The 13,763-nt window shown below is 65.6% G+C and carries 11 protein-coding genes; 8 read left to right on the top strand and 3 right to left on the bottom strand.

The annotated features are described in order from the left end of the window. Positions 1-2: 2 nt before the first annotated feature. Positions 3-1,112: a carbon-nitrogen hydrolase family protein gene (locus QBK88_RS12270; protein WP_277962246.1), complete on the bottom strand. Its 1,110-nt coding sequence runs from the start codon at positions 1,110-1,112 to the stop codon at positions 3-5. A 305-nt stretch (positions 1,113-1,417) separates the two neighbouring features. Between QBK88_RS12270 and QBK88_RS12265 the strand changes: the two genes are divergently transcribed. The 3 genes from QBK88_RS12265 (at position 1,418) to QBK88_RS12255 (ending at position 8,184) form a co-directional block, all read left to right on the top strand. Then, on the top strand, positions 1,418-3,454 hold the full coding sequence (locus tag QBK88_RS12265; RefSeq protein ID WP_277962245.1) for an NADPH-dependent 2,4-dienoyl-CoA reductase: 2,037 nt from the start codon (positions 1,418-1,420) through the stop codon (positions 3,452-3,454). Positions 3,455-3,611: 157 nt separating this feature from the next. Further along, on the top strand, positions 3,612-7,250 hold the full coding sequence (locus QBK88_RS12260) for a dermonecrotic toxin domain-containing protein (protein ID WP_277962244.1): 3,639 nt from the start codon (positions 3,612-3,614) through the stop codon (positions 7,248-7,250). Positions 7,251-7,299: 49 nt separating this feature from the next. Continuing rightward, positions 7,300-8,184: a 1-aminocyclopropane-1-carboxylate deaminase gene (locus tag QBK88_RS12255; RefSeq protein ID WP_277962243.1), complete on the top strand. Its 885-nt coding sequence runs from the start codon at positions 7,300-7,302 to the stop codon at positions 8,182-8,184. Positions 8,185-8,192: 8 nt separating this feature from the next. Here the strand turns inward: QBK88_RS12255 and QBK88_RS12250 are convergent, their stop codons facing one another. Beyond that, positions 8,193-8,741: a cytochrome b gene (locus QBK88_RS12250; RefSeq protein WP_277962242.1), complete on the bottom strand. Its 549-nt coding sequence runs from the start codon at positions 8,739-8,741 to the stop codon at positions 8,193-8,195. Between the two features lie 34 nt (positions 8,742-8,775). After that, the gene (locus tag QBK88_RS12245) at positions 8,776-9,729 is read right to left on the bottom strand and encodes a DUF1853 family protein (protein ID WP_277962241.1); all 954 of its coding nucleotides are present in this window, start codon (positions 9,727-9,729) and stop codon (positions 8,776-8,778) included. Between the two features lie 196 nt (positions 9,730-9,925). On the opposite strand from QBK88_RS12245, the gene QBK88_RS12240 reads away from it, so the two are divergent. The 5 genes from QBK88_RS12240 to QBK88_RS12220 are packed head-to-tail and all read left to right on the top strand — an operon-like array spanning position 9,926 to position 13,755. Continuing rightward, positions 9,926-10,816, top strand: a complete 891-nt coding sequence (locus tag QBK88_RS12240) for an NAD(+) kinase (RefSeq protein WP_268144419.1) — start codon at positions 9,926-9,928, stop codon at positions 10,814-10,816. Continuing rightward, positions 10,816-11,787 carry a metallophosphoesterase gene (locus tag QBK88_RS12235; RefSeq protein ID WP_277962240.1) on the top strand — a complete coding sequence of 324 codons (972 nt, stop codon included), beginning with the start codon at positions 10,816-10,818 and terminating at the stop codon, positions 11,785-11,787. The genes QBK88_RS12240 and QBK88_RS12235 overlap by 1 nt, the downstream gene beginning before the upstream one ends. Next, a complete protein-coding gene (locus tag QBK88_RS12230; protein WP_277962239.1) occupies positions 11,784-12,653 on the top strand; it encodes a rhomboid family intramembrane serine protease in 870 nt (289 codons plus the stop codon). The genes QBK88_RS12235 and QBK88_RS12230 overlap by 4 nt, the downstream gene beginning before the upstream one ends. 14 nt (positions 12,654-12,667) lie before the next feature. Then, the gene (locus tag QBK88_RS12225; RefSeq protein WP_158153667.1) at positions 12,668-12,928 is read left to right on the top strand and encodes a YeaC family protein; all 261 of its coding nucleotides are present in this window, start codon (positions 12,668-12,670) and stop codon (positions 12,926-12,928) included. Continuing rightward, positions 12,925-13,755, top strand: a complete 831-nt coding sequence (locus QBK88_RS12220; RefSeq protein ID WP_277962238.1) for a DUF2797 domain-containing protein — start codon at positions 12,925-12,927, stop codon at positions 13,753-13,755. The genes QBK88_RS12225 and QBK88_RS12220 overlap by 4 nt, the downstream gene beginning before the upstream one ends. Positions 13,756-13,763: the final 8 nt, after the last annotated feature.

Below are 13,763 nucleotides of genomic sequence, written 5' to 3'. Positions count from 1 at the left end.
GGCTACAACCACACATTGATCAGCCGCGCACCGCGGCCGTCATCGGTGGGGTGAGTCAGGCCATCGTGGTTGGCGAAGCTCTGGCCACCGCTGAACTGGTCCCAGAACTGCCCGCGCAGGAACACGCTGACGCTGGCCCGGTCGGCGTGGCTGAGGCGGTGCCAGGCTTCGCCCTCGCTGACCTCTCCCGGCTTGATGCTCAATGGCTCGGCGTCGCGGCGGTCGGGGTTGCCACGCCAGGGTTCACGCCATACGTCCTTGCCATTGAGGGCCGCAGGGACGGCGATCAGCTCGCAGCCCTGGGCGTCGAGCCTTGCATAGTTGGCCGGGTACCAGCTGTCGTTGCCAATCAGCACGCCCAGCCGTCCGGCCGGGGTATCCAGCACCTGCAAGGTCGAATCGGGGCTGGGCTGCACGTAGCGGCGCTGGACGAAGTCGGGGTACAGCTGGCGCTGCGGTTCGCCCAGGGGTTTGCCGTCGGCACCGAACACCAGGCTGACGTTGTAAAGCCCGCCACGGCCGGTCACCAGGGTGCCGTCGCGCAGCCTAGGATCGGGCAGGATGATGGAACCCGCCACCAGGGTGACGCCGAACTCCTTGGCGAGGCCGCCAAACACCTGCTGGTAGTCACTGGCCATGCTGCGAGCCTTCATGCGCAGGCGGGTGTCCTGGGCGCGGTCGTCGCTGGTGGCGTCCAGCCAGGCGCGGGCGAACAGCAGGGGGTTGCTGTAGCCCAGCCACTGGTTGGCCTCGGCCAGGCGCGGCGCCTGGTACAGCTCATCCTTCTCGCCCCGTGCCCACAGCAGGGTGCCGATATGTTCAGGCAACACCACCACGGTCCTGGCGCTGATCATGCCCAGGTCCCGGGCCTGGCTCAGATAGGCCGCCAGCTTGCGGTGCAGGCGTTCCAGGCTCTGGTAGTCGGTGGCGAACAACTCAGGCTGAACCCCCAGCAGGTTGCCACGCCCGGTGCTCACCCCCTGGTCAACGGCCACCTGAATACGCAGGTCGGACAAGTAATGGCCGGCGGGGCGGTCCTGGGTCCACACGCCATAGGCGCCCAGCGCCACGAGCAGGGTCAGGGAAAGCAGGCTTAGCAGCAAACGGGCCATGGGCTGGCGTGGGGCTCCTCGATCAGTGGCACTAGGGTACGGGAAAACAGCGGGTGGCGGTCGCATTACCGCGCAGCACACTGTTTCTGCCGCGGCGGATTTTACCCGGTGGCGCAACAGAGCGACACACACCGCCAGGGTAAGCCTCCACCGCGCCCTGTGCAATTGGATCAATAACTTGTCATTTTCGGTCATTGAGACCCATACACCTTGGCCGTAAATTCAACGACAGATAAACGACGGGGCCCGCCAGCTATTTCCCGAGGCCACCGCATACCGTGATTTGCCTGTTGATGGAGTGACACATGGCCGCCGCTCGCTACCCGCACTTGCTCGCCCCCCTGGACCTGGGGTTCACCACCTTGCGCAACCGCAGCCTGATGGGTTCGATGCACACCGGCCTGGAGGAAAAGCCCGGCGGGTTCGAGCGCATGGCAGCCTATTTCGCCGAGCGCGCCCGTGGCGGCGTGGGCTTGATGGTTACCGGCGGCATCGCGCCGAACGAGGAAGGCGGCGTCTATGCCGGGGCGGCCAAACTCAGCACTGCGCAAGAGGCGGACAACCACAGGGTGGTGACCCAGGCCGTGCATGACGCGGGCGGCAAGATTTGCCTGCAGATTCTGCATGCCGGGCGGTATGCCTACAGCCCCAAGCAGGTGGCGCCCAGCGCCCTGCAGGCGCCCATCAACCCGTTCACACCGCGTGAACTGGACGAGGAGGGCATCGAGAAGCAGATCGTCGATTTCGTCAATTGCTCGCGACTGGCCCAAAGCGCCGGTTACGACGGTGTCGAGATCATGGGCTCGGAAGGCTATTTCATTAACCAGTTTCTTGCCGCCCACACCAACCGCCGCACTGACCGCTGGGGGGGCAGTTACGAAAACCGCATGCGCCTGGCAGTGGCGATCGTCACCCGCGTGCGTGAGGCGGTCGGCCCGCATTTCATCATCATCTTCCGCTTGTCGATGCTTGACCTTGTGGAAGGCGGCAGTGACTGGGATGAAATCGTCACCCTGGCCAAGGCCATCGAGCAGGCCGGCGCGACGCTGATCAACACCGGTATCGGCTGGCATGAAGCGCGTATTCCCACCATTGCCACCAAGGTGCCACGCGCCGCATTCAGCAAGGTCACGGCCAAGTTGCGCGGCGCGGTGCAGATACCGTTGATCACCACCAACCGCATCAACACCCCGGAAGTGGCCGAGCAGATCCTCGCCGAGGGGGACGCCGACATGGTGTCCATGGCCCGGCCGTTCCTGGCCGACCCCGACTTCATCAACAAGGCCGCCGAAGGCCGTGCCGATGAAATCAATACCTGTATCGGATGCAACCAGGCCTGCCTGGACCACACCTTTGGCGGCAAGCTCACCAGTTGCCTGGTCAACCCGCGGGCGTGCCACGAGACCGAACTCAACTACCTGCCCACCCCGCAAGTGAAGAAAATAGCCGTGGTCGGCGCCGGCCCGGCGGGTCTGGCGGCGGCAACGGTGGCGGCCGAGCGGGGGCATCAGGTGGTGCTGTTCGATTCCGCCAGCGAGATCGGTGGGCAGTTCAACGTCGCCAAGCGCGTGCCGGGCAAGGAAGAGTTCTACGAGACGCTGCGCTATTTCAACCGTAAGTTGCAGACCACTGGCGTGGAAGTGTGCTTGCAGCGTCGTGTCGACGTGGCGCAACTGGTGGAAGGCCGGTTCGATGAAATCATTCTCGCCACGGGCATCGCGCCACGCACGCCGGCCATTCCCGGCATTGACCACCCCAAGGTGCTGAGTTATTTGGACGTCTTGTTGCAACGTCGACCGGTGGGCCCGTCGGTAGCGGTCATCGGTGCCGGGGGCATCGGCTTCGATGTCAGTGAATTCCTGGTGCACGAAGGCGTGGCCACCAGCCAGGATCGGGATGCTTTCTGGAAGGAATGGGGTATCGACACCGCCCTTCAGGCCCGCGGTGGCGTCGCCGGGATCAAGGCCCAGCCCCACGCCCCGGCACGCCAGGTGTACCTGTTGCAGCGCAAGGCCAGCAAAGTGGGTGATGGCCTGGGCAAGACCACCGGCTGGATTCACCGTACGGGCCTGAAGAACAAAGGGGTGCAGATGCTCAACAGCGTCGACTACCTGAGCATCGACGATGCGGGCCTGCGGGTGAGTATCGCTGGCGGTGAGCCCCAGCTGCTGGCGGTGGATAACGTGGTGATCTGCGCGGGTCAGGATCCGCTGCGTGAACTGCACGATGGCCTTGTTGGCGCTGGCCAGTCGGTGCACCTGATCGGCGGTGCCGATGTAGCCGCCGAACTGGATGCCAAGCGCGCGATCAATCAGGGTTCGCGGTTGGCGGCGCAGTTGTAAGCCGTGTGACGGCTGCAAGTGTTGCTGCCTGGGCGCCATGCACCTGATGTTCCGGTTGTCGAACGCGAACACCCGGCATGGCGCACTCTCATTATCTAACACCTCGGGTGGCGGGTGCCTTGGCAGGCTGCGGGTTTCTGACCAAGGAGTAGAAACCATGTTGCCCCTGATTCCCGACCCTGTGCCCCGGCGCGCACCGTTGCCCGACGGCCTGCCTGATCTTGCCCTGTTGCCCCGTCATGACCCAGTTGACCCCGCCACGTTCATCAGCGCTTCCCTGGCGTACTGGCAGTTGCCCATCGACCAGCATCACACCACCCGCCAGTTGCAGCAGGAGGTGCGGCTGCGCGACAACTTCCTCGAACAGGCCCGGCTGCATCGGTTGTTCGACGGGCTATCGGAAGAGGCCTACAACCTGGCCCGTGAATGTGTTCGCTACCCGCGCTGGCAAGACCGCGCCAGCGGCCGCGAGGTGTATGGCCTGCACCTGGTGGATGACACCGGGCAGCGTACCGCGCCCCTCCCTGGGCTGTTCGTCCTGACCGAAACGCCCGCTGGCGTGGACTACAGCACCCGCCAAGTGGTGGCGCGTGCTACGGCCACAGGTCCGACCCTGGCTCACTGCACCGGCACCTTCGGTTTTCTGCAGGGCTTCGACCACCTGCAGCAGGCCCTGGATACGCTGGCCCGGCGGTTTCATGACGACGCTTTGCAACGTTGCCTGATGCTGGCGCGCCTGTCGGTTCCGGACCAGGCCCAGTGGCTGAAGGCCCTGGCGGCCGGGGTGCCTGAGCTGGTAGCAGTGCCGTTGCGTGACAATGTGTTTAGCGCTGCCGTCAGCCAGCAGGTCGCCGCTTGGAAAAGCAACGAGGAACAGGCCCAGGGCAACCTGTGGCAAGCGTTGATTGGCCTGGACGTGTCCATGAGTGGCAAAGCCCAGGCCTGGAAGGGCTACTCACATTTTCGGCAGGTGATTCGTGCGCAGTGGCCGGTCGCCTTGCTGGCGGATGAGCCGGCGTTGGATAGCCTCCTGGCCCTGCAATGGCAGCGCCAGCGCCAGGCTCATGAGTATTTCGGCGACCTGCCGAGTTTTCATGACTACGCCCGCCAGCGCATCGGTGCCGAGGTGGCGGGGGTGGACCCGACGGCTGTCGGTTTCATGATCTACACCGCGGCCTATGCCCCCGACCCGCCGATCAGCGAGCTGGTGCCTGCCACCCCTGGGCGCCAAGCCAGCCACGAAGTCAGCAGCGATTACGTTTCGCTGCTGGAGTACATCGCCTTGCGCCTGGACCGCACAGGCCTGGAGGCGCGTCGCATCGAGCCCGTGGGCCTGCACCCCGATCAGCTCAGCCTGGCCCAGGCCGACCGGCTGGCCCAACGGCTGAAATTGCAGGAGGGCTATGAAGCACTGCTGGAGGCGCGCCTGGCGCGCCCGCAGGCGGCCGTCGCGCGCAAGGCGTATGACACAGCGCGAGCCGCCGCCGAAGGGCTGATCGACGGCCAGTTGCGCCTGGATGCGCGGGTCGCCAGCGCCGCGGGGCATCTGGACGAGGCAGGCCTGCGGACGGTGCTGCAGGTGCTCGACCACCCCACCGCGCACGGGCGGCCCTTGCTGGACGGCCACAAGGTGCAGGTCCAGGGGCTGGTAATGGCGGGCAACAGCCTGCGTGATGTCTTTGTGTTCAACCTGGAGGGCGAGCCTTCGTTGATCCTGTACCGCCCCGGTTACCCCGGTGGTGCGGCATTCCAGCGTTTTGCGTCGGTGCGCAACATGCTTCGGCAGTTCAAGGCCGACCTGGCCGGGATCGCGTCGCCAACCAGCAGTGCGCCTGCGCGCTACTGGCTAGGCCGCTTCGGTGCCCATCAGCAAGGCGCGGCGTTGCGGGTGCTCAGCGCATTGGCGGGCGGGCGCGGTGGCAGTGACGTGGCGATGCGGCCCCTGGAGAGGCCATTGCCCCAGGTGGCGTTCGACTACCGTAGCCGCTACCTGCGCAGCGATGCCGATGCCCAGGCGGTGTCCGATACCGAGGTGGCGGTGGACAAAGGTCTGGCCATTGCCGTGGCGCTGTTTCGTATCGCCAGCCTGGTGCTGCCGGGGCGCTTGATGACGGTGCTGGACGTGGCCGAGCTGGGCTTTCTGGCCTTCAAGGGCTACGAGGCCTACCAGGACGACCAGAAGCAGCTGGCGGCCGAGTACACCCTGGAAGCCCTGAGCAGTGCCGTCGGTTTGCACAATGCCAAGCGTCCCTGGAATGCCCGGCCCGGTACACGGGCGCCTTTGGTGCGGCTCGCCTTGCCCGCCCGTGCGGTGGCGGGCCAGGCACCCCAGCTTCAGCGTCTGCTCGGCACCCAGCCTTCGGCACAGCCCTTTCAGTTCAAGCAAGGCCCGCGGCACGGGTTGTACGTGTTCGATGGGGCGCTGCACGCGCGGCTGGACGATGGACGCTACCACCGGGTGTACGAGGTGCGTGACCCGCTGGGCGGCCCGTCCACTTTCCGGCTTGGCGCGGGTGAGGGGCCCTTGCACGCATCGCACTTTTCCAACCCCGACCCGCTGCTGCGCCACGAGGGTGGGGGGCGCTGGCGCCTGACGCCGCAGCCAAGCCTCAAGGGTGGCATGGACGCTCAACAAGCCCTGGAGGAGGCGCGATATGTACTCGCTGGCGTGGAGTTGGACCAGCAGGCGATCCGCGACAGTGGCGAGGTCAGTTATACCCTGCGCATGGCCGGTGGGCGCCTGTCGGTCAAATACGACCTGGACAGTCATCAGTGGTACTGCGCTGACAACGGTTACTACTACCGCCTGGACCGCGATACCGGGCAGTTCATCGCCAGCCGCGAGGGTACGCGGCTGGCCGATGCCGCCGAACAACAGCGCGCCCGGCGTGCGCTGGGCTGTCCCGACCGCCCGGCCTTCTCACCTGCCACGCGCCCCTTGGGGACCGATGTCGTGCCCGCCCATGTCCACCAGGTCTGGATTGGCGATGCGAAAACCTTGATCGACACCCACCAGGCCGCGCTGGTCAATAATATGCTGCAGTTGCGCGGCCGACCGACTGCGCACACGGTGCATTTTCTGGCCCGGGGCGGTGACACCCACACGGCGCAGCAACTGCAAGTGCTGCAGCAGCGTTTCAAAGGCGTGGCGTTCGAAGCCCTTGAAGATGACGCCTTTTTCCAGGCGTTTCTAGCCAGCCCCCATGCCGAACCCTTCAACTTCTTTCTGCAGCCCGGCAGCCGCAACTACGCGGCTGCCTGTGACGTGCTGCGTTACCGGCTGATGTTCGCCAAGGGCGGCGTGTACCTGGACATGGACGACAAACTGCTGAAACCGCTGCCGATCCTGCGGATAAGGCCGGGCGACGTGATGACGGGGGGAGCGGTCAACCATGTGCTGCTGGGGCTGGACGCGATGCCGAACAACAGCCATTTCGCGACATTGGCGCAGAACCCGTTGCTCGACGCCATTTCCCAGGAACTGCTGCGGCGCTTCGCCACCGCCCGCGAGCACTTGGCCGCACGGCCGTTCGACCTGGCCCCGGGCATGCGCGACTACATGACCCGAATATCCACCACCACGGGGCCGGGGCTGTTCAACGACGTGGTACGTCTGGCGCAACCGCGTCATGCTGAATACTGGCGGTTGAGAGCGTACATGTTCGAATTGTACGAGCGCGGCGTGCTCTGCGAAGAGCAGGTGCGCCGAACCGTGCTGACGCTGCAGGCATGGCTGGCACCGCTTGAAGGGGTGGTCCAGGGCGGCAGTACCCACAGCTGGCTCTGGGGGCGCTGAGCACAATGCTAGACTGCGAGCCCTTCCAGCGCTTCAGGTAGCCATCGTCGTGTTCACCGCTGTTCCTCCTTTGCAGCCACTGGCATTGGGCTGGCTGAGTGCCGCCTGCGTACAGGTAGCGGTATTGCGCCTGGACCTGATAGACCCGCTGATCAGCGGCAACAAGTGGTACAAGCTCAGCGAACACCTGCACCACATGGAGGCCCTGGGCGCCAGCGGGGTCATGAGCCTGGGCGGCGCCCATTCCAACCACCTGCATGCCCTGGCGGCGGCGGGGCAACGCCTGGGTTTCGAGACGGTCGGGTTGCTGCGCGGGCACCCGCAGGTGACCCCGACCGTCACAGACCTGCAAGCCTTTGGCATGGCCCTGCACTGGTTGGGCTATGGTGGCTACCGGCAGCGCCATGACCCCGGTTTCTGGGCGCCCTGGCAAGCCCTTTACCCGCACCTGCTGGCGGTCCCGGAAGGGGGCGGCGGGGAAGCGGGCGCCCGCGGCTGCCAGGTGTTGCTCGACCAGGTGCGCGGGCAGTTGCCGGCCTTGGGCTGGGACGGTTTCGATGGCTGGTGGCTGGCCGTGGGCACCGGCACCACCTTGGCCGGGTTGGTGCAGGCCGGGGGCGCGCCGGTGTACGGGGCCATGGCAGTGCCTGAGGGGCATGGGGTGGCGGATAATGTTTCGGCGCTGGTGGGCGAGGCGGGCGGCTATGAGTTGGTCGACGCCAGCCGTGGCGGTTTTGCCAAGGTGGATGACGAACTACTGGAGTTCATGCTGGCCGCCGAGGCAGAAAGCGGCGTGCCCCTGGAGCCGCTGTACACCGGCAAGGCACTGCTGGCCTTGCGTCACAACCTGCACCGCTTCGCCCCGGGCACCCGCCTGGTGTTCGTGCACACCGGTGGCCTGCAGGGGCGCCGTGCCATGCCCGGCTTTCGGTAGGTGCCGGCTCAGCTTTTGCCCGGCAGCATCCGCACCAGCGTGTTGTCGCGCACCAGGTAGTGGTGGAACAGCCCTGCCAGCGCATGGAGGCCAATCAACCAGTAACCCCACACGCCAATCTGTTCATGCCAATGCTTGATCTGCTTGGCGGCGTCCTCGTTCGGCCCGATCAGGTGCGGCAGTTCCAGGCCCCAGAAGGGCACTGGCTTGTCCGCTGCGCTCAGGGTCAGCCAGCCCAGCAGCGGCATGGCGACCATCAGGGCGTACAGCAACGCGTGCATCAGGTGCGCCAGGCCGGTCTGCCAGGCCGGTGGCTTGGGCACGATCCTGGGCGCGGCCCCGACGATTTTCGCTGCCAGGCGTATCCACACCAGTACGAATACGGTCAGGCCGGTCATGAAGTGCAATTGCACGATCAAAACTCGTGCGTCACTGCCCTTGGCGAAATTGCCGCGCAGTTCGATACAGGCGTAGACGATGGCCAGCAGGATCAGCATCAGCCAGTGCAGTGCAATGGACAGGCTGCCGTAGCGGGCCTCGGTATTCTTCCAGGTCATGGGCGTTTCTCACGGTCGTTGCTGATTGTTATGGTCAAGCATTACCGGGCACATTGGGCCACAGGTCCGAGACCAGGAACAGCCGTTCAGCCTCATCCCACACGCCGGCGCCGGTTTCGACCAGGCGCACCAGCAATTGTGCCGGGGCCAGTGGGTCCAGGGCATGCAGCCAGCCCTGCAATTGCTCCGGCAGCCAGGTGTCGTTGCCAGCATAGCGCGCAGGCGCCAGCCAGGCATGGCGCGGCAGCACCTGCCAGCGCCCCGGTGGGCTGTCGGCGTGGAAGGCCGCCCAGTGGCACTGGTGCAGCCAGCGCCCGCGCAGGTGCCGGGGGTGAGCACCTGCCGGCGAGGCTGCGACAGCGGGCCAGGGGTACAACAGGTATCCACCCAGCCATAGCTGGGCACTGAAGGCATGGATGCCCAATTGCGCCAGGGCTTCGCGGCTTTCTTCGCGGGCGGAGATGGGCAGTTGGTGCTGGGCCAGATGAGCCAGTTTGCGGTCCAGCCTGTCGTGGCTGCCGGGCCCCAGCCACCGGCTCGCATCCGCGCCGTCCCCGCCCTGCGGGCCCAGGTACAGCTTGATGGCCAGCTCCAGGTGATGGTCGCCTTCGTCGTCACGCAGCAGGATGTCCAATTCCCCGAGGGTATGGCCTTCACGGCGAATGGGCAGGTTGGCGGCCACCAGCTCGATCCCCGGTGCCTGGCTCAAGGCAAACTGCCACAGCCGCTCGTAATAGAGGCCCAGTCGCCGGGTAGCGGCGCCGCGCGCCAGCCAGTCCAGCAGCGGGCGGTGGTCGTCGTCCAGGGCCCGCAGCCATTGTTCCAGGCGCCAGGGCTGCGCCACCCAGTGGCTGGCGGTCAGGGGGTGACGCTGGGGCCACGGGGTTTCGGCCAGCATCGGCGGGGCCAGAATCACCCAGGCAAGGTCGCGCACCTGGGGCTGGCGCAGGTCGCGGGGCAGGTCGGAGAGGGTCGGGAACAGGTTCATGCAGCGAGCATAGCGGGTTGCCGGTGCCCTTGGGCGCGAACGCGGCGCTGTGAGGCCGGGCAATGGGTCTGGGTGCGAAGTGGGCCGTAATCACAAAGGTTTTTGTCCTGCCCGTTGCTTTCGCCCATAATCGACCCCACGTTTCCCAAGGTGCCGCCCCGTGGCCGCACCCGTGCCAGACCCCCGCAGGAGCCCCATGGAGCAATTTCGCAATATCGGTATCATCGGCCGCCTCGGCAGTTCCCAGGTGCTAGATACCATTCGCCGCCTGAAAAAATTCCTGCTCGACCGGCACCTGCACGTCATCCTCGAAGACACCATCGCCGAGGTGCTGCCGGGCCACGGCCTGCAGACATCCACGCGCAAGATGCTGGGCGAGGTATGCGACATGGTCATCGTCGTCGGTGGCGACGGCAGCCTGCTGGGCGCCGCCCGCGCCCTGGCCCGGCACAATGTGCCGGTGCTGGGTATCAACCGCGGCAGCCTGGGCTTTCTCACCGATATCCGCCCCGACGAGCTGGAGGTCAAGGTCGCCGAGGTGCTGGACGGTCACTACCTGGTGGAGAACCGTTTCCTGCTTCAGGCCGAAGTGCGCCGCCATGGCGAAACCATCGGCCAGGGCGACGCGCTCAACGACGTGGTGCTGCACCCCGGCAAGTCCACGCGCATGATCGAGTTCGAGATCTACATCGACGGCCAGTTCGTGTGCAGCCAGAAGGCCGACGGCCTGATCGTCGCCACGCCCACCGGCTCCACGGCCTATGCGCTGTCGGCTGGCGGGCCGATCATGCACCCCAAGCTCGACGCCATCGTCATCGTGCCCATGTACCCGCACACCCTGTCGGGCCGGCCCATCGTGGTGGATGGCAACAGCGAGCTGAAAATCGTCGTGGCCAAGGACATGACCATCTACCCGCAGGTGTCCTGTGACGGCCAGAACCATTTCACCTGCGCGCCCGGCGACACGGTCACGGTCAGCAAAAAGGCCCAGAAGCTGCGCCTGATCCACCCGCTGGACCATAATTACTACGAAGTCTGCCGCACCAAACTGGGCTGGGGCAGCCGGCTGGGGGGTAACGGAGACTGATGCTCGATCCCGCACGCAGCTACGATCTTATCGGTGACGTGCACGGTTGCGCTCATACCCTTGAGCACTTGCTCGACACCCTCGGTTACCGCAAACAGGGCGGCGTGTGGCGCCATGCCCAGCGCCAGGCGCTGTTCCTGGGCGATATCATCGACCGCGGCCCGCGCATCCGCGAGGCGCTGCACATCGTCCACGACATGGTCGATGCCGGCCAGGCGCGCTGCATCATGGGTAACCATGAATTCAACGCCCTGGGCTGGTGTACGGCGGCGCCCCCTGGCAGCGGCAAACAACATGTGCGCGAGCATACGCCGCGCCATGCCCGCCTGATCGGCGATACATTGGCCCAGTTCGAACAGCACCCCCAGGACTGGAAAGACTTCGTGCAGTGGTTCTATGACCTGCCGCTGTTTATCGACGCCGGGCGCTTCCGCCTGGTGCATGCCTGCTGGGACACCAGCATGATCGGCCTGCTGCGCGGCCAGTACCCTGATGGCTGCATCGACGAGCATTTCCTGCAGGCCGCGGCCGTGCCCGGCAGCTTTGCCTGCAACGTGTTCGACCGCCTGCTGCGCGGCACCGACATGCGCCTGCCCGACGGCCTGACCCTGACCGGCGGTGACGGCCTGACCCGCGCGTTCTTCCGCACCAAATTCTGGGAAGACGACCCGCAGACCTACGGCGACATCGTCTTCCAGCCCGACGCCCTGCCGGAAGAGGTGGCCAGCACGCCGCTGTCCAGCAGCCAGAAAAACAACCTGCTGCGCTATGGCGTCGACGAACCCCTGCTGTTCGTCGGCCATTACTGGCGCAGCGGCCGGCCATCGGCCATCCGCCCCAACCTGGCCTGCCTGGACTACAGCGCCGTGCTCTACGGCAAGCTGGTGGCCTACCGCCTGGACCAGGAAGCCGTCATCGACCCGCACAAGTTCGTGTGGGTCGATGTCGAGCGGGTGCAGGTGCAGCCATGAAGCCGGTCAGCGTGATGCGCCTGCCGCTGACCACCGACCTGAGCGGCTTCGTCAGCCTGCTGGAGCGCCTGCAAGTGCCGCACCGGGTCAGTGAAGAAAGCGGCCAGCAGGTGCTGTGGGCGCTGGACGAGCACATGGCCGCCGATATCCGCGAGCTGTACCAGCGCTTTCCCGAGGGCAACGACGATATCGACCTCAGCCATTTGCAGCCACGCCCGGCCCTGACCCGGCCAAGCCTCGCCTGGCAGGTCCGCGCCTGCCCGGCTACCGCCCTGGTGCTGGTGCTGTGTTTTCTCGTGGCGGCGGTGACCCTGCTGGGTGACAACTTCGACGCCTTGCACTGGCTGACCTTCCAGGACTTCAGCTTCGACAGCGAGCACCTCTACTTTCTGCCCCTGGGCGCCAGCCTCGACGCCGGCCAATGGTGGCGGCTGTTCACCCCCATGTTGCTGCACTTCGGCGTGTTGCACCTGGCCATGAACGCCTTGTGGTACTGGGAGCTGGGCAAGCGCGTGGAAATCCTGCAGGGGCGCATCAACCTGGTGGGCCTGACGCTGCTGTTCGGCCTGTTGTCAAACACTGCGCAGTACTGGTACAGCGGGCCCACGCTGTTCGGCGGGCTGTCGGGTGTGCTCTACGGCCTGCTGGGGCACGTGTGGGTGTACCAGTGGCTGGCGCCCAACAACGTCTACCGCATGCCCCGCAGCGTGATGGTGATGATGCTGGTGTGGCTGCTGGTGTGCATGACCCCGTTGATCAGCATGTTCGGCCAGATCGCCAATGCCGCCCATGTCGGCGGGCTGTTGGTCGGTTGTGTGACAGGGCTATTGGGTGGCGCCTTCGCGCGCCGTAAACTACGCGCATAAATTCTGGAGACGCCATGACTTCGTTCGCTCACATGATTGAAAACATCACCCCCGAGATCTACGAAAGCCTGAAACTGGCCGTGGAAATCGGCAAGTGGTCCGACGGCCGCAAGCTGACCACCGAGCAGAAGGAATTGTCCCTGCAAGCGGTGATCGCCTGGGAAATGCAGAACCTGCCCGAAGACCAGCGCACCGGCTACATGGGCCCGCAGGAATGTGCCTCGAAATCGGCGCCGGTGCCCAACATTCTGTTCAAGTCGGATGCTGTCCATTGAACGAGATTGCCCGCGGTTCCATCAGCAAGATGACCACCCGGCTCGACGGCCCGGTGGTGCAGTACAGCTTTCGCCTCGGTGACGTGGAAGTACCGGTCAACCCGCTGATCGGCAAGACCGTGCGCCTGGAATACCTGGGCGCCATCCACTGCAGCCACTGTGGCCGCAAGACCAAGACCAGCTTCAGCCAGGGCTACTGCTACCCCTGCATGACCAAGCTGGCTCAGTGCGACGTGTGCATCATGAGCCCCGAGCGCTGCCACTACGACGCCGGCACCTGCCGCGAGCCGTCTTGGGGCGAGCAGTTCTGCATGACCGACCATGTGGTGTACCTGGCCAACTCCTCGGGCATCAAGGTGGGCATCACCCGCGCCACCCAACTCCCTACCCGCTGGCTCGACCAGGGCGCCAGCCAGGCGCTGCCGATCGTACGCGTTGCCACTCGCCAGCAATCCGGGCTGGTGGAAGACCTGTTTCGCTCGCAAGTGGCCGACCGTACCAACTGGCGCGCGTTGCTCAAGGGTGACGCAGCGCCGGTGGATCTTGGCGAAGTGCGCGACATGCTGTTCGACACCTGCGGCGCGGGCCTGACCCTGCTGCAGGAACGCTTCGGCCTGCAGGCGATCCAACCCCTTCATGACACCCCGGTGCTTGAAATCCGCTACCCCGTGCAGGCCTACCCGGCCAAGATCGCCAGTTTCAACCTGGACAAGAACCCCGTGGCAGAAGGCACGCTGCTGGGCATCAAGGGCCAGTACCTGATCTTCGATACCGGCGTGATCAACATTCGCAAATACACGGCGTATCAACTCGCCGTGCATCAGTAGAGGGACGT

This window comes from Pseudomonas sp. RIT-To-2, assembly GCF_029623465.1.
Taxonomy (GTDB): Bacteria; Pseudomonadota; Gammaproteobacteria; order Pseudomonadales; family Pseudomonadaceae; genus Aquipseudomonas; species Aquipseudomonas silvicola.
Note: the sequence above shows the minus strand (reverse complement) of the source record. Positions and strands in the feature narration are given on the sequence as shown.

Coding starts and splice junctions, on each gene's coding strand:
- QBK88_RS12250 (WP_277962242.1), bottom strand. CDS start 8,741: ATGACCTGGAAGAATACCGAGGCCCGCTACGGCAGCCTGTCCATTGCA.
- QBK88_RS12260 (WP_277962244.1), top strand. CDS start 3,612: ATGTTGCCCCTGATTCCCGACCCTGTGCCCCGGCGCGCACCGTTGCCC.
- QBK88_RS12270 (WP_277962246.1), bottom strand. CDS start 1,112: ATGGCCCGTTTGCTGCTAAGCCTGCTTTCCCTGACCCTGCTCGTGGCG.
- QBK88_RS12235 (WP_277962240.1), top strand. CDS start 10,816: ATGCTCGATCCCGCACGCAGCTACGATCTTATCGGTGACGTGCACGGT.
- QBK88_RS12230 (WP_277962239.1), top strand. CDS start 11,784: ATGAAGCCGGTCAGCGTGATGCGCCTGCCGCTGACCACCGACCTGAGC.
- QBK88_RS12240 (WP_268144419.1), top strand. CDS start 9,926: ATGGAGCAATTTCGCAATATCGGTATCATCGGCCGCCTCGGCAGTTCC.
- QBK88_RS12225 (WP_158153667.1), top strand. CDS start 12,668: ATGACTTCGTTCGCTCACATGATTGAAAACATCACCCCCGAGATCTAC.
- QBK88_RS12245 (WP_277962241.1), bottom strand. CDS start 9,729: ATGAACCTGTTCCCGACCCTCTCCGACCTGCCCCGCGACCTGCGCCAG.
- QBK88_RS12265 (WP_277962245.1), top strand. CDS start 1,418: ATGGCCGCCGCTCGCTACCCGCACTTGCTCGCCCCCCTGGACCTGGGG.